General features: G+C 67.1%; 14 protein-coding genes. 2 read left to right on the plus strand and 12 right to left on the minus strand.

Going from position 1 to position 14609, the window contains the following annotated elements; genetic code table 11:
- Nucleotides 1-15: 15 nt before the first annotated feature.
- The 5 genes from miaA to NIBR502771_RS18370 all read right to left on the minus strand — a co-directional run bounded on the left by miaA (nt 16) and on the right by NIBR502771_RS18370 (nt 4599).
- Entirely contained in the window at nt 16-912 is an 897-nt protein-coding gene (miaA, locus tag NIBR502771_RS18350; protein WP_141160960.1) for a tRNA (adenosine(37)-N6)-dimethylallyltransferase MiaA, read from the minus strand.
- Nucleotides 913-915: 3 nt separating this feature from the next.
- A complete protein-coding gene (gene miaB, locus NIBR502771_RS18355) occupies nt 916-2472 on the minus strand; it encodes a tRNA (N6-isopentenyl adenosine(37)-C2)-methylthiotransferase MiaB (protein ID WP_210411254.1) in 1557 nt (518 codons plus the stop codon).
- Between the two features lie 3 nt (nt 2473-2475).
- Nucleotides 2476-2964 (minus strand): regulatory protein RecX, encoded by a 489-nt coding sequence (locus NIBR502771_RS18360; RefSeq protein ID WP_141161627.1) that lies wholly within the window; start codon nt 2962-2964, stop codon nt 2476-2478.
- Nucleotides 2965-3096: 132 nt separating this feature from the next.
- Nucleotides 3097-4152, minus strand: coding sequence for a recombinase RecA (recA, locus tag NIBR502771_RS18365; protein WP_141161628.1), 1056 nt, complete (start codon nt 4150-4152; stop codon nt 3097-3099).
- A gap of 222 nt (nt 4153-4374) precedes the next feature.
- Nucleotides 4375-4599 carry a DUF3046 domain-containing protein gene (locus NIBR502771_RS18370; RefSeq protein ID WP_141160961.1) on the minus strand — a complete coding sequence of 75 codons (225 nt, stop codon included), beginning with the start codon at nt 4597-4599 and terminating at the stop codon, nt 4375-4377.
- A 41-nt stretch (nt 4600-4640) separates the two neighbouring features.
- Here NIBR502771_RS18370 and NIBR502771_RS18375 point away from each other — a divergent pair, with 41 nt between their 5' ends.
- Nucleotides 4641-5186 (plus strand): MarR family winged helix-turn-helix transcriptional regulator, encoded by a 546-nt coding sequence (locus NIBR502771_RS18375; protein ID WP_141160962.1) that lies wholly within the window; start codon nt 4641-4643, stop codon nt 5184-5186.
- Between the two features lie 67 nt (nt 5187-5253).
- Here the strand turns inward: NIBR502771_RS18375 and NIBR502771_RS18380 are convergent, their stop codons facing one another.
- From NIBR502771_RS18380 to NIBR502771_RS21065, 7 genes are all read right to left on the minus strand, one after another.
- On the minus strand, nt 5254-5706 hold the full coding sequence (locus tag NIBR502771_RS18380) for a helix-turn-helix domain-containing protein (protein WP_018771597.1): 453 nt from the start codon (nt 5704-5706) through the stop codon (nt 5254-5256).
- 168 nt (nt 5707-5874) lie between these two features.
- Entirely contained in the window at nt 5875-6354 is a 480-nt protein-coding gene (locus NIBR502771_RS18385) for a CinA family protein (RefSeq protein WP_141160963.1), read from the minus strand.
- Nucleotides 6351-6992 (minus strand): CDP-diacylglycerol--glycerol-3-phosphate 3-phosphatidyltransferase, encoded by a 642-nt coding sequence (gene pgsA, locus NIBR502771_RS18390; protein ID WP_141160964.1) that lies wholly within the window; start codon nt 6990-6992, stop codon nt 6351-6353. Before pgsA ends, NIBR502771_RS18385 begins: the two co-directional genes overlap by 4 nt.
- Nucleotides 6993-7009: 17 nt before the next feature.
- The gene (locus NIBR502771_RS18395) at nt 7010-9886 is read right to left on the minus strand and encodes a DNA translocase FtsK (protein WP_141160965.1); all 2877 of its coding nucleotides are present in this window, start codon (nt 9884-9886) and stop codon (nt 7010-7012) included.
- Between the two features lie 140 nt (nt 9887-10026).
- The gene (locus tag NIBR502771_RS18400; RefSeq protein WP_141160966.1) at nt 10027-11718 is read right to left on the minus strand and encodes a ribonuclease J; all 1692 of its coding nucleotides are present in this window, start codon (nt 11716-11718) and stop codon (nt 10027-10029) included.
- Between the two features lie 40 nt (nt 11719-11758).
- Nucleotides 11759-12667, minus strand: coding sequence for a 4-hydroxy-tetrahydrodipicolinate synthase (dapA, locus tag NIBR502771_RS18405; protein ID WP_141160967.1), 909 nt, complete (start codon nt 12665-12667; stop codon nt 11759-11761).
- Between the two features lie 58 nt (nt 12668-12725).
- Nucleotides 12726-13214, minus strand: coding sequence for a hypothetical protein (locus NIBR502771_RS21065; protein ID WP_246839728.1), 489 nt, complete (start codon nt 13212-13214; stop codon nt 12726-12728).
- 159 nt (nt 13215-13373) lie between these two features.
- On the opposite strand from NIBR502771_RS21065, the gene NIBR502771_RS18415 reads away from it, so the two are divergent.
- On the plus strand, nt 13374-14609 hold the full coding sequence (locus NIBR502771_RS18415; protein WP_141160968.1) for a heparan-alpha-glucosaminide N-acetyltransferase domain-containing protein: 1236 nt from the start codon (nt 13374-13376) through the stop codon (nt 14607-14609).

Genomic DNA, 14609 nt, shown 5'->3' on the forward strand with positions numbered 1-14609 from the left:
GCGCTGAAACTGCAGCTACCGGCACAACTCCGCTGCCTTGCCAACGAGTCCCGGTTCCTGCCAGTCCAGCCAGGTGATGCGGGGGTCGGCGCGGAACCAGGTCAGCTGGCGGCGGGCGAACTGCCGGGTGGCCACGATGGTTTCCTCGGCGGCGTCTGCAACGGTGGACGTGCCATCGACCACGCGCAGGAACTGTGAATAGCCAAGCGCCCGGGACGCGGTTTTGCCGCGGCGCAGGCCGCTGGCGTCGAGCATCCGGATTTCGTCCAGCAGGCCGGCGTCCACCATCCGGTGCACCCGTTCTGCCAGGCGCTCCCGCAGGACCTCGCGGTCCACGCTGAGGCCCAGCTGGATGGCGGGCTGGTGGTACTCCCGCCGGGGCATGAAGGAGCTGAAGGGCCGCCCGGTGAGTTCGTGCACCTCGAGGGCCCGGATGATGCGCCGGGCATCGGAGACGCGGGCGGCGGAGGCGGGATCGACGGTCCGGAGCCTTGCAAGGAGTGCTTCGGTACCGAGTTCGGAATGCTCCGCCTCAAGGCGGGCCCGCAGTGCGGGATCGGTCCCCGGGAACTCCAGGACGTCCAGCGCGGCCCGGACGTACAGCCCGGAGCCACCGGCCAGGATGGCGCGCTTGCCGCGCCGATGGATGTCGTCGATGGTCTTGCGTGCCTGGGACTGGAAGTCGGAAACGCTGGCTTCCTCGGTGACGTCCAGGGTGTCCAGGAGGTGGTGCGGCACTCCCCTGCGCTCGGCCAAGGTGATTTTGGCGGTGCCGATGTCCATGCCGCGGTAGAACTGCATGGCGTCGGCGTTGATGACCTCGCCGTCCAGGGCAAGGGCAAGGTTGACGGCGAGGTCAGATTTGCCTGAGCCGGTGGGACCGACGACGGCGATGACGGGCGGGGCAGCCACCTGTCAGCGGGTGCGCAGCGGCAGTGCGGGCATGCCGAGGGAGACGCCCTTGCGTTCCCCGGGTGAAGCCGGGGATGGTGCCCCGCAGGAGTCGGCCTGGGACCTGTCCCATGCGTCCCCTGCCCGGGACCGGCGCAGGCTGTAGTCCTCAAGCGTGGGATCGGACACCAGGTGGAAGGCCGCCGCTTCGGTAATGGTGACGGTGACGAGGTCCCCGGGCCTGGGGGCGGGTGCGCCCTCAGGGACCGAAAAGTGTACCAGCCGCTGGTCCTGCGACCGGCCGGAGAGCCGGTGGGTCTCCTCCGACTTCCGCCCGGACTGGGCCGTGACCATGACTTCGAGCCGGCGGCCAAGCTGCTTCCGGTTTTCTTCCGCGGCGATGCGGTCCTGCAGGGCGGTGAGGCGTTCGAAGCGTTCCTGGACCACGGCCTTGGGGAGCTGGTCGGGCAGGTCGGCCGCCGGCGTGCCGGGACGCTTTGAATACTGGAAGGTGAAGGCGGTGGCGAAGCGGGACTGTTCCACCACGTCCAGGGTTGCCTGGAAGTCCTCTTCCGTTTCGCCGGGGAAGCCGACGATGATGTCGGTGGAGATGGCGGCGTGGGGGATCCTTTCACGGACCTTGTCCAGGATTCCCAGGAACTTGGTGGACCGGTAGGAACGCTTCATGGCCCGGAGGATGCTGTCCGACCCGGACTGCAGCGGCATGTGCAGCTGCGGCATGACGTTGGGAGTCTCTGCCATGGCGTCAATGACGTCATCGGTGAACGCGGCCGGGTGCGGGCTGGTGAAGCGGACGCGCTCCAGCCCCTCAATCCCGCCGCACGCACGCAGGAGCTTGGAGAATGCCTGCCGGTCCCCAAATTCCACCCCGTAGGAGTTGACGTTCTGGCCAAGCAGGGTGACTTCGATGGCGCCGTCGTCCACGAGTGCCTGGATTTCCGCGAGGATCTCTCCGGGCCGGCGGTCCTTTTCCTTGCCGCGCAGGGCCGGCACGATGCAGAAAGTGCAGGTGTTGTTGCAGCCTACGGAGATGGACACCCAGCCCGAGTAGACGGAGTCGCGTTTGGTGGGCAGCGTGGAAGGGAAGACATCCAGGGACTCCAGGATCTCCAGCTGCGCTTCATTGTTGTGCCGTGCCCGGTCCAGGAGGGCCGGCAGGGCACCCACGTTGTGGGTACCGAAGACGGCATCCACCCAGGGCGCCTTTTTGAGGATGGTTTCGCGGTCCTTCTGTGCCAGGCAACCGCCCACGGCAATCTGCATGCCGGGGTTGGCCGCTTTCACCGGGGCCAGGATACCCAGGTTGCCGTAGAGCTTGTTGTCCGCGTTTTCCCTGACTGCGCACGTGTTGAACACCACGACGTCGGCATGCCCGCCCTCCGCGGGCACGTAACCGGCGACCTCAAGCATGCCGGACATCCGCTCGGAGTCGTGAACGTTCATCTGGCAGCCGAAGGTGCGCACCTGGTAGGTGCGGGGCATCGCTCCGGACTGCGGCACCGCCCCTGCTTCGACGGAAGGGGTGGCGTCGGATTGGGGGGAAGGAATGGTCAAACTCACCCGTTAAGGGTACCGGCTCTGGAGGCGGTCGTTGTCGGGGTCCTGCCGGGAATCGAGGACCTCGTTGACGATCCGGAACGCCTGGGAGGGTTGGTAGCCCTTGCGTGCGAGCATTGACGCCAACCGCCGTACGGCTTTGTCCCGCTCGCCGGGGCCGGCCAGGTCCGTCCCAGGGCGGAGCTTCCGTTCCACCAGGGCACGGGCTGCGGCTTCCTCGTCGGCGTCGGTCAGCTGCTCCAGGGCCGAGGCAGCCGTTTCCTGGTCGATGCCCTTCTCAGCGAGCTCCCGCCGGAGCGCACCCTTGGCCAGCTTCCTGGACTGGGCCCGGCTCCTGACCCACATGTCGGCAAATTCGGCGTCGTTGATCAGCCGGACTTCCTGGAACTTGTCCAGCACGGCCTCGGCGACGGGTTCCGGGATGTTCCGCTCCGCCAATTTCCGGGCAAGCTGGAGCCGGCTCTTGGGCGCGGCTGTGAGCTGCCGGTACACGATGGCCTGGGCAACCGAGAACGGATCCGGTTCGGCGTCCGCGGCCTGCGGGTCCTCAGGGGCGGCAAACCCGTCCGGCGCCCCGGTTGAGGGGCTGCCGGAACGGGTCCGCCGTGTTCGTGGGCCGGTCAAGGGCTAGAACCCGTCGACGGCTTTCAGCTTTGGCGCGTCCTTGGACTCATCCTCGGCAGGCTTGACGCCGACACCGAGCTTCTCCTTGATCAGGCGCTCCAGCTCGGCGGCCAGCTCCGGGTTGTCACGGAGGAAACGGCGCGAGTTTTCCATGCCCTGGCCCAGCTGGTCGCCGTCGTAAGTGAACCAGGAACCCGACTTCTTGATGATGCCGTGCTCCACGCCCATGTCGATGATGCCGCCTTCGCGGGAGATGCCCTGGCCATAGATGATGTCGAACTCGGCCACCTTGAAGGGCGGAGCCATCTTGTTCTTGACGATCTTGGCCTTGGTCCGGTTGCCGACCGAGTCGGCGCCTTCCTTGAGGGTCTGGATCCGCCGGACGTCGATGCGGACCGACGCGTAGAACTTCAGGGCCTTACCGCCTGTGGTGGTTTCGGGGGAACCGAAGAAGACGCCGATCTTTTCCCGGAGCTGGTTGATGAAGATGGCGGTGGTCTTGGTCTGGCTCAGGCGTCCGGTGATCTTACGCAGGGCCTGGCTCATGAGGCGGGCCTGGAGGCCGACGTGGCTGTCGCCCATGTCGCCTTCGATTTCTGCCCGCGGCACAAGGGCGGCCACGGAGTCGATGACGATGACATCCAGCGAACCGGAGCCGACCAGCATGTCCATGATTTCCAGGGCCTGCTCGCCGGTATCCGGCTGCGAAACCAGGAGGGCATCGGTGTCCACGCCCAGCTTGGCGGCGTAGTCGGGGTCCAGGGCGTGCTCGGCGTCGATGAAGGCTGCGATCCCGCCCGCGCGCTGGGCACTCGCCACCGCGTGCAGGGCCACGGTGGTCTTACCTGAGGATTCAGGACCGTAAATTTCGATGACGCGGCCGCGCGGGAGCCCGCCAATGCCAAGGGCGACATCCAGGGCGATGGAGCCGGTGGGGATGACTTCGATCGGAGCGCGGACTTCGTCGCCCAGGCGCATGACCGAGCCCTTGCCGAACTGCTTGTCAATCTGGGCAAGTGCTGCTTCCAGCGCTTTTGCACGATCCGGGGCTGCCGCCATGGTTGACACCTCTAATGCTTTCTCGATGGTGGCCTTCGCGGCCATTGTGTTGGTCATCTCTGACGCTAAGGGGACCCACTGACATTCCGGCCGGAAGACAACGGCTATGTGGATAAACCCGATGAAAAAATCATAGCCTTATCCGAACAGGTATTCGAAGAGTGGAGCTCCTGCGGCGTGTCCGCCGGCAGGATCCCCGCCCCGGCAGCGCCGTGCCCTCCGCTAGTCGCGGCGCGGGGCGATGTCGCGGCCCAGCCGCCGTTCCGACGGGACATCCTGGACGTCGCAGACCGCAAGCCAGACCCGGCGCGGCTCAACCCCGGCCGCCAGGGCCTGGTCAGCGGTGCGCCCACCGACGCCGGCAAGGACCAGGGTGCTGCTCAGCACGCGGGAGTATCCCGCGCCGAACTCGTCATCCATCAGACGCCAGTACTCGCTGATTCGCATCGGTAAATCCTCTCATGATTGTGGACCCTAGAATTGTTGCCATGAGCAACTCCCCGGACCTCCCGCCGCGGCAGGACACAGGCAATGACGCCGCCGATGCCGCGCTGCAAAATGTTGAACACCAGATCAGCCTTTTTTGGCGGCGGGCGCGGGCCATCTCCAACCAGCTTTCGCGCGAGGTCCACCCGGACATGGAGCCAGCGGCGTACGGGCTGTTGACGATTATCCGCCGGGAAGGCCCCATCCGGCTGACTGAGCTGGCCATGAACATCGGTGTGGGCAAGCCGTCGGTCAGCCGGCAGATCGCGTTCCTGGAAGGTCTGGGCCTGGTGTCCAAGGAGGCGGACCCCCTGGACCGCCGGGCGCAGTCGATCCGGCTGACGCCCAAGGGCGAAGAGAAGATGCACCAGGTCCAGGACGCCAGGCGGCAGGTCTTCCAGGAGCGGCTGCGCGAGTGGCCGGTGGAGGACCTTGAGGAATTGGCCCGCTGTATGGCCAGGTTGAACTCCACTTATGAGCGTGACGGATTCCCCAGGGAAGCCGCCGACGGGCCGGGCTCGCCGGAGCGGGCGCAGCAGGACTCATGACAGCAGGAAGCCCCCGGCATGGCCGGGGGCTTCCTGTTGTCCGGCGCCCACCCTGCGGTGGGGCTCCTTACCGGGCTCCGGAGAGGAGTCCCGTGGAGAGTTCGTCGTTCAGTTCAGTGTTGAGGTCGCGTTCCAGGTCACGGCCGTAACGCTGGGAGAATTCCTGCGGAACGGTGTCCGGAACGGCGACGCCTTCGGCTACTGCCACGCGGTCGCTGACCTCGCGGAGCATGCTTGACAGCGGAACATCCAGTGCCGAGCAGATCGAGGACAGGAGCTCTGACGATGCTTCCTTTTGGCCGCGCTCCACTTCGCTGAGGTATCCCAGGGAGACGCGGGCGCTGTGCGAAACTTCACGGAGCGTGCGCCCCTGACGCTGGCGGACATCGCGCAGGACATCACCGATTTCGTGACGAAGTACTACCATCTTGCGCTCCTTCTGTTCGCTCTTAGCCTGTTCGGCGAGGCCCACATCCTTCCAGCGGACAACGCCGTTTACGGATACGGGCTGCTTTACCATCTGTATCGCCTTGCTCCCTCATTGGTCAGGTCCGCCGCCGGCGAACCTGTCTTGGTCATTTCATCCTAGGCGCCTCCGCTCTTCGGAAGCGACACAATGTAATAACTAATCGGTAATGGCTTTTGTTCCCGGCAACTTTACGCGCGGTAACTTGGCGGCCTGCGCGGCTTAGCCGGCAAGGGCTTCGAGGAGTCTTTCGAGGGCGGCGGCGCAGGCGGCGGCGCGGATGTCCGGCCGGTTTCCGGTGAAGGAGTACTCGAAACCGGCGGTGCCTGCCGCTGTAGCGATGCCGATGTAGACCCGGCCCACGGGTTTGCCGTCGTGGGCCTCGGGACCGGCGACGCCGGTGGTGGAAAGCCCGACGTCGGCGCCCAGGACAGTGCGCGCCCCGGCGGCCATGGCCCGGGCGACGTCGGGATCGACGGAGCCGGCACGGGCCAGCAGGTCGGCGGGCACGTGCAGCACCGCCTCCTTCACCGAGTTTTGGTATGCCACCACCCCGCCCTGCAGCATGCCGGAGGCGCCCGGGGTGTCAGCCAGGACAGCGGACACCATGCCGGCCGTCAACGACTCCGCAGTGGCAACGGTCCGTCCGGAGTCAAGTGCCTGCCGGACGGCCTGTGCCGCCAGCCGGTGAAGGTTACTCATGCCTGTTCCCGTCCCTCGGTTCCCGCCTGCCGCTTGCCCCTGGCGCGCAGGCGCAGGGCTTCAACCACGTACTCGACGCCGGTCCACAGCGTGATCGCCACCGCTGCCATCATGACGGCGAATGCCACCCAGGACATCCAGGGCGCGAATGCCCCGAGCGGCAGCAGGTACAGGAAGATTGCCGCGGTCTGGACAACGGTTTTGAGCTTGCCGCCGCGGGAGGCGGGGATGACTCCGTAGCGGATCACGAAGAACCTCAGGGCCGTAATGCCCCATTCACGGACCAGGATCACCACGGTTGCCCACCAGGGGAGCTCGCCCAGCAAGGACAGCATCACCAGCGCGGAGCCGATGAGCAGCTTGTCGGCAATGGGGTCGGCAATCTTGCCGAAGTCAGTGACCAGGTTCCGGCTCCTGGCGATGTCGCCGTCGAGCTTGTCCGTGTAGATGGCGACGGCGAACGCGGCCACCGCTGCCCAGCGCCACGGTCCGGAGGTGCTGTGCAGCCCGGGGGCGTCGGCCACGAGGAACCACACGAAGAACGGGACCAGCGCGATGCGGATCATGGTCAGGACATTGGGGAGGTTCCAGACCCCGGCACGGCCTTGGCCGGCGGCGGTTGCATCGGTGCTAGTCACGTTCCTAGGCTACCGGGCTAGCGTCCGGTGAGGGACCAGGCGTCCTCGGAGCCGTCGTCGTCGCCCGGGGCGGAATCCGATCCGTCGAAATATTCGACGTTCTGCTTCCGCTGGTCCAGGTCAGCGGCCACCAGGTCTTCGGCGTAGCCGCCCTGGGCGATGTTGGCGTTGGCGTTGTCACTGAGCGCGGCCGTCTGTGAATCGGCCACGGCCGGCGGCTCCTGGCCTTTCATCGCGGCGAGGACCGCGGCGAGGTCGTCCGGCTTGACCAGGACGTCCCGGGCCTTGGAACCCTCGGAAGGTCCCACCACTCCCCTGGACTCAAGGAGGTCCATGAGCCGGCCGGCCTTGGCGAAGCCGACCCGGAGCTTGCGCTGCAGCATGGAGGTGGAGCCGAACTGGGTGGTGACCACAAGCTCCGTGGCCTGCAGCAGCACTTCGAGGTCGTCCCCGATGTCGTCGTCGATCTGCTTCTTTTCCGCTTCGGGGGCGACGTCGTCCCGGTAGACAGCCTGCAGCTGCCCCTTGACGTGCTCCACCACTTTATGGATCTCGGATTCGGTGACCCAGGCGCCCTGGACACGCATCGCCTTGGACGCGCCCATGGGCAGGAAGAGGGCGTCGCCCTGGCCGATCAGCTTCTCGGCGCCGGGCTGGTCGAGGACCACGCGGGAGTCGGTGACGGAGGACGTGGCGAAGGCCATGCGCGAAGGCACGTTGGCCTTGATGAGGCCGGTGACCACGTCCACGGACGGGCGCTGGGTGGCCAGGACCAGGTGGATGCCTGCGGCGCGGGCCAGCTGGGTGATGCGGACGATCGAGTCTTCAACGTCGCGCGGCGCGACCATCATGAGGTCGGCGAGTTCGTCCACGATCACCAGCAGGTATGGGTAGGGCCGGATGACGCGCTTGGAGTCCACCGGCGGGTGGACCTTCCCGGCACGGACGGCCTTGTTGAAATCGTCGATGTGCTTGAAGCCGTAGTTGGCGAGGTCGTCGTAGCGGGCGTCCATCTCGCGGACCACCCACTGCAGTGCCTCGGCGGCCTTCTTGGGGTTGGTGATGATCGGCGTGATGAGGTGCGGCACGCCCTCGTACGCGGTCAGTTCCACGCGTTTGGGGTCCACCATGACCATGCGCACCTCGTCCGGGGTGGCCCGCATCAGGATCGAGGTGATCATCGAGTTCACGAAGGACGACTTACCGGCACCGGTGGCACCGGCGACCAGGAGGTGGGGCATCTTGGCGAGGTTGGCCACCACGTAGCCGCCTTCGACGTCCTTGCCGACGCCCATCACCATGGGGTGGTCCGTGCGGCGGGCGTTCTGGCTGCGGAGGACATCGCCCAGGGAGACGGTTTCGCGGTCCGTGTTGGGGATCTCGATGCCGATCGCGGACTTACCGGGGATGGGGCTGAGGATCCGGACGTCGCTGGAGGCAACGGCGTACGAGATGTTCTTGGACAGGGCGGTGACGCGCTCCACCTTGGTGCCGGGCGAGAGCTCGATTTCGTACCGGGTGACGGTGGGGCCGCGGCTGAACCCGGTGACCGTGGCATCAACATTGAACTGGGTCAGGGTGTCCGTGAGGGCGGCGACGACGGCGTCGTTGGCTTCCGTGCGCTCCTTCGGGATGGACCCGGGGGTCAGGAAGTCCGAGGCCGGCAGGGTGTAGGTCACGTCGCCGGCCAGCGAGAGCTGCTCGGTCCGCTGCGGGATGGGAACGGGCGGCGGCGCGGGCGCCACCGGGTTCGATGGCACTGTGGGCGCGGCGGCAGGCTTGCCGGGAGCCGCGGCACCGGGGATGACCAGGGGGATGGCCTCGGTGGCGTTTTCCGGCGGGGCCGCCTGCGCACCGGCGCCCAGGCCCTGGGCGGCCTTGATCTTCTCGACGGCGATCTCCGCCTGGGTGGGCCGCCGCACTCCGGGCGCGGGCCGCGCCGGTTCGCCCTCGTCGTCGTCAATCACAGCGTGCTCGAAGGCTTCGTCGCCCACGTAGCCCTCAAGGCCTGCCCCGGCCTCTTGGTCCTTCCCAAAGAGCTTCCGCTTCTTCTTCCGGGGTGCGGGCGGCGCCGTCCGCTCGAGGTAGCTGCGGTCGTGGACGTCGGCGCGTTCCGGATCCATCAGGTCGATGCCCATGAGGTGCTCGTACGCTCCGCGGATGCGGCGCGGAATGGCGGTGAACGGGGTGGCCGTGATGATCAGCAGGGATACGAATGCGAGCAGGCCGTAGAGGGCCACGGGCACGGCGGGATGGATGGCGGCCAACGGCGTGGCGGCCAGGAAACCGAGCATGCCGCCCGCCCTGCGGAGCCCGTCGAAGCCGTCGGCCACCGTGGGCTGGCCGCCCAGGATGTGTGCCAGGCCGCAGCCAGCGAATGTCATGATCAGGAAGCCGATGCCCACCCTGTTGTTGCCCCGGCCATCGGAGGGCTGCCGGAACAGCCGGAAGGCGCAGACGAAGAGCATGAGCGGAAGCAGCAGGGAGATCCACCCGAACGTGCCGTTCACCACGGCGTAGACGGCGTCGGGGAACCAGCCTGTCAGGCCCCACCAGGCGAACGTGGCGATGAAGACGCCGAGCGCCAGGTTGAACAGGGCGGCTCCGTCGCGGCGGTCCTCGGCGGGGAGGTCGCTGACGTCGTGGCCGATGCGGCGCACTCCCCCGCCCACCAGGTGCCCCACGCCAAGCCATGCGCCGCCCACTACGCGCAGCAGCCACGGCTGGTGGTGTTCGACGGCGGGAAGCTGGCGGGTGCGTGCGGTGCTTGATGAGCCGCCACGCCCCGCCCTGCCGGCGGTGGAGCCGGTTCCGCGGCCTGTGGGGCTCCCGGATTTGCTGCCGGAGCTGCCCCTGCCGGTACCTTTGGGCGCGGAAGTAGTACGTGTGGCCATAGTAGTTACGCTACCGGAAGCATGCGGTGATTCCGGGGATATCGGGGCCGGGAGCATCCCCGCTCCCCGCTGTTAAAGGCCTCCGGCCCGCACTCCTGCCTGCGGCGGGGAGGGCGGGCCGGAGCCGGCGGGGTGGACCATCAGGCCTCGAGGACCACCGGGATGATCATGGGCTTGCGGCGCAGCTTGCGGTTGACCCAGGTGCCCACGACGCGGCGCACCACCTGCTGGAGCTGGTGGCTGGTGTGGTCCGCATTGTTCTGGACCGCTTCTTCCAGTGCCGCGTTGATCTTGGGGATGATGTCGTCGAAGACGGAGTCGTCTTCGGCAACGCCGCGGGCATGGATCTCGGGGCCGGACACCACCTTGCCGGTGGCGCGGTGGATCACCGTGATGATCGAGATGAAGCCTTCGTCGCCCAGGATCCTGCGGTCCTTGAGGTCGGCGTCCGTGATCTCCCCAACGCTGGAGCCGTCAACGTAGACGAAGCCCACCTCCACCTGGCCCACGATGTCTGCCTGGTGGTCGCGAAGGTCGATGACGGTGCCGTTGTCCGCGAGGATGACGCTGGCTTCGGGAACGCCGGACTCGATGGCGATCTTGCCGTTGGCGATCAGGTGGCGGGTTTCGCCGTGAACCGGCATCGCGTTGAGCGGCTCGAGGATGTTGTAGCAGTAGAGCAGTTCGCCGGCCGCGGCGTGGCCGGAGACGTGGACCTTGGCGTTGCCCTTGTGGATGACGTCGGCGCCAAGCTTGAGGAGGCCGTTGATGATCCGGAACACGGCGTTCTCGTTGCCCGGGATGAGGCTGGAGGCCAGGATGACGGTATCGCCGTCCCCCACCACCACCCGGTGGTCACCGTTTGCCATCCGGGACAGGGCCGCCATGGGCTCGCCCTGCGAACCGGTGGACATCAGGACCACCCGGTTGTCCGGCAGGTTGTCGATGTTCTTGATGTCGACGATCAGCCCGGCCGGGACGTCCAGGTAGCCCAGCTTTTCGGCAATGGCCATGTTGCGGACCATGGAGCGGCCCACGAAGGCCACCTTGCGGTTGTGCTTGGCGGCGGCGTCGAGGACCTGCTGCACGCGGTGCACGTGGGAGGAGAAAGACGCCACGATGATGCGCTTGGTGGCCTGGCCGAAGAGGCGCTCCAGGGTCGGCCCGATTTCCTTCTCGGCCGTGGTGAAGCCGGGGACGTCGGCGTTGGTGGAGTCGGACATGAAGAGGTCAACGCCCTCTTCGCCCAGCTTGGCGAAGTGGCGCAGGTCGGTGATGCGTCCGTCCAGCGGCAGCTGGTCCATCTTGAAGTCACCGGTGTGCAGGACAGTGCCGCCGGCGGTGCGGATAAAGACGGCGAGGGCATCCGGGATGGAGTGGTTCACGGCGACGAATTCGCATTCGAACGGCCCGAACTTCTCCACCTGGCCCTCTTCGACCGTCAGCGTGTAGGGCCGGATGCGGTGCTCCTGCAGCTTTGCCTCGATCAGGGCAAGCGTCAGCTGGGAACCGACCAGGGGAATGTCATTGCGCAGGCGCAGCAGGTACGGCACGGCGCCGATGTGGTCCTCGTGGCCATGGGTGAGGATGACGGCCACGACGTCGTCCAGCCGGTCCTCGATGTAGGAGAAATCCGGCAGGATCAGGTCAACGCCGGGCTGGGTTTCCTCGGGGAAGAGGACGCCGCAGTCCACGATCAGCAGCTTGCCGTCGATTTCGAACACGGCCATGTTCCGGCCGATTTCCCCGAGTCCGCCAAGCGGAACGATCCTGAGCGTGCCCTGGGGCAGGCGCGGAGGGGTGACAAGGCCGGTAAGGGCAGTTTGGGTCATAGTGCACTACTTTCCAGGCGGAAGGGTGCCGGTCTTAGCCTCAGGAGAAGACCAGCCCCGCTTCCGCCAAATCCCCGCGGATGGTTTCGATCTCGGTTTCGTCCGGCTCCACGAGGGGCAAACGGACAATCGAGTTGGGCAGGACTCCCTGCCATTTAAGAATCTGCTTGGCCGCCACGGCCCCCTGGACGCGGGTCATGGTGGCGCGGACGACGGGCTGCAGCTCGAAGTTGATCTTGCGGGCAGTCCCGAGGTCATTGGCGTTGACGGCGTCGATGAGCTCGCGGAAGCGGCGGGTGGCGACGTGGGTGGTGACCCCGACCAGGCCGACTGCGCCCAGCGCCATCCAGGGAAGGGTCAGCCCGTCATCGCCCGAGTAGAAGAGGAGGTCCGTTTCGGCCATGACGCGGGTGGCTGCGGTGAAGTCCGCCTTGGCGTCCTTGACGGCGACGATGTTGGGGTGCTGGGCCAGCCGGATCATGGTGTCGGGCTCAATCGGTATGGAGGAACGCCCGGGGATGTCGTAGAGCATGACGGGGACGTCCACTGCGGAGGCGATGGTCTCGAAGTGCGCGCGGACGCCGGCCTGGCTGGGCTTGTTGTAGTAAGGGGTCACCAGGAGGAGGCCGTCGACGCCGAGGGCGGCTGCCTGCTGGGAAAGGTGCACCGAGTGCGCGGTGTCGTTCGTGCCGGTACCGGCAATGATGGCTGCGCGGCCGCCCACGGCATCCTTGACGGCGCGGAACATGCCGAGGTTCTCTTCGTCTGTCAGCGTGGAGGTTTCGCCTGTGGTGCCGGTGACCACAAGGCCGTCGCAGCCGTCGTCAACCAGTTTGCTGGCCAGCGCTGCCGCCTGGTCGTAATCCACTGCGCCGTCCTTGGTGAACGGCGTGACCATGGCGGTCAGGAGGGTACCGAGGGCAGGGATGTGCGCGGAAGAGTCAGCCATGGAAAAAACGTTACCCTGTCCCCGGCTGGTTAGGACAATGCCACGGGCGTGACGAGCGTCAAATACCGCGCCGGTCCGGCCGCGGTGCGTCCGCTCCGGCATGGCAATAGCGGCCGACGGCGGTTTGGCGCAGGCCCTCTGCCCATGCCGCGAGACGCTGCGCCGCGCGCACATAGTGGAACAACTCCGTGGGCGTCAGCGCATCAAGGTCCGTTTCAGCAAGCCGCCGGGCCAGTTCCGCCCCTTCGGGCTGGGCAGCCAGGCTGATGCCCTCCCGTTCCCATGCCACGTCCTCCGCCGGCCGGCCGGAAACAAGCTGGCGGAACAGGTAATCCACCACTCCCGGACTCATCGCCCTCAGGGGCCCACCGCCGGAGCCGTTATCCACCGCTGACTGGGTGGCGGGGCCAATCCGGCGCGGCTTGCCGGCGGACTGCGGATTGTCCGCCGGCTGGTTCCCGGGACGCGCTGCCCCAGCCCGCCCGGGTCCGTGCTGCTGGCGCCCCTGCTCCCGGGGTGCGGGGATTCCTGCTGGTCTGATCTCCATGGCTGCCATGATATTCGAACATATATTCGAAAACAAGGATGTCCAGGTATCCTCTGGATGGTGCGTGGCTGCCCGGACGGTCCGGCCTTTCAGGGCCCGGGGCCGGTCCTGCCGTGCTGTGACAAGCTGCGCCGGCGGCGCATGTGAGACGATCTGGTCATGACGTCCCGATCCGCGGCCACCCGGTCCCGCAAGGCCACTGGAAGCCGGCAACCGGGGCGTCTTCGGGGCATCGACGCTGCGCGGGGCGTGGCCCTGCTGGGCATGATGGCCACCCACCTGCTGCCCACCTTCGAATCGAATGCAAACCTCACGCCGACCTGGATCGGCCTCACCTTCTCCGGCCGCGCTGCTGCCCTCTTCGCCGTGCTGGCGGGCGTGGGGCTCGCCCTGTCCACCGGGAAGAACACGCCGCTCGAGGGTGCCCAACTCTCCGCCGCCCGGCGCGGCGTGGCACTGCGCGCCCTGGTGGTTGCCGCCGTCGGACTTACCCTGGGCGGACTCGAAGTGAATGTGGCCATCATCCTGGTGCACTACGCCGTGCTGTTTTTGTGTATCCTGCCTTTCCTGGGGCTCGGGGTGAAGCCGCTGTGCGCGTGGGCCGCGGGATGGATCCTTGCGTCGCCGGTGCTGGCGTACCTCCTGCGGCCATGGCTGCTGGCCCCCGAACCCCCGCTGAACCTGGGCCACAACCCCGCCTGGGATGACCTGGCTACGCCAACACGGCTGCTCGCGGATGTCTTCTTTACCGGCTACTACCCCGTGTTCCAATGGCTGTCCTACCTGCTGGTGGGACTGGTGATAGGCCGCCTGGTGCTCACCAAAGCAGTCACCCCGGTGCTGCTGCTGGTAAGCGGAACCGTGGTGGCCGTGGCGGCCAAGGCCCTGGGTACGGCGGCCATGGAAGACTGGGGCGGCCGTGCAGCGCTGGAGCAGGTCCTCAACGCTCCGGGGTACCCGTTGGGCAGCGTCCTGCAGGTCAACCTGACAGGCATCCAGCAGGAGGGTTCCTGGTGGTGGCTGGCGTCAGCGGCACCGCACTCGGGAACCCCGCTTGACCTGCTGCATACCTCGGCGGTGGCCACTGCCGTCATCGGCGCCTGCCTGCTCCTGGAGCGCCTCGCGGAGTGGGTGGACCTGGACCTGCTGCTGCCGTTGCGCGGGGCCGGCGCCATGACGTTGACTCTCTACACCGTCCACGTCTGGGTTGTCTCCGGGTTTTACCTGAAGCCCCTTCCCGCCGGCTGGACCGAGGACGGGATGTTCTTCGCCCAGGCGGCCACCGCCGTCACGATCGGCATCGTTTTCGCCCGGCTGCGGTGGCGCGGCCCGCTGGAGTGGGTAGGCCATACGGCCTCGCTTGTGGGCCGCGGAGGCTTCAAGGCCCTTCCCTGA

The sequence above is a fragment of the Pseudarthrobacter sp. NIBRBAC000502771 genome, from assembly GCF_006517215.1.
Lineage (GTDB): Bacteria > Actinomycetota > Actinomycetes > Actinomycetales > Micrococcaceae > Arthrobacter > Arthrobacter niigatensis.

Coding starts and splice junctions, on each gene's coding strand:
- NIBR502771_RS21065 (WP_246839728.1), bottom strand. CDS start 13,214: ATGGAGATCAGACCAGCAGGAATCCCCGCACCCCGGGAGCAGGGGCGC.
- NIBR502771_RS18370 (WP_141160961.1), bottom strand. CDS start 4,599: ATGCGAATCAGCGAGTACTGGCGTCTGATGGATGACGAGTTCGGCGCG.
- NIBR502771_RS18380 (WP_018771597.1), bottom strand. CDS start 5,706: ATGGTAAAGCAGCCCGTATCCGTAAACGGCGTTGTCCGCTGGAAGGAT.
- NIBR502771_RS18385 (WP_141160963.1), bottom strand. CDS start 6,354: ATGAGTAACCTTCACCGGCTGGCGGCACAGGCCGTCCGGCAGGCACTT.
- NIBR502771_RS18415 (WP_141160968.1), top strand. CDS start 13,374: ATGACGTCCCGATCCGCGGCCACCCGGTCCCGCAAGGCCACTGGAAGC.
- NIBR502771_RS18375 (WP_141160962.1), top strand. CDS start 4,641: ATGAGCAACTCCCCGGACCTCCCGCCGCGGCAGGACACAGGCAATGAC.
- recA (WP_141161628.1), bottom strand. CDS start 4,152: ATGGCGGCAGCCCCGGATCGTGCAAAAGCGCTGGAAGCAGCACTTGCC.
- dapA (WP_141160967.1), bottom strand. CDS start 12,667: ATGGCTGACTCTTCCGCGCACATCCCTGCCCTCGGTACCCTCCTGACC.
- NIBR502771_RS18395 (WP_141160965.1), bottom strand. CDS start 9,886: ATGGCCACACGTACTACTTCCGCGCCCAAAGGTACCGGCAGGGGCAGC.
- NIBR502771_RS18400 (WP_141160966.1), bottom strand. CDS start 11,718: ATGACCCAAACTGCCCTTACCGGCCTTGTCACCCCTCCGCGCCTGCCC.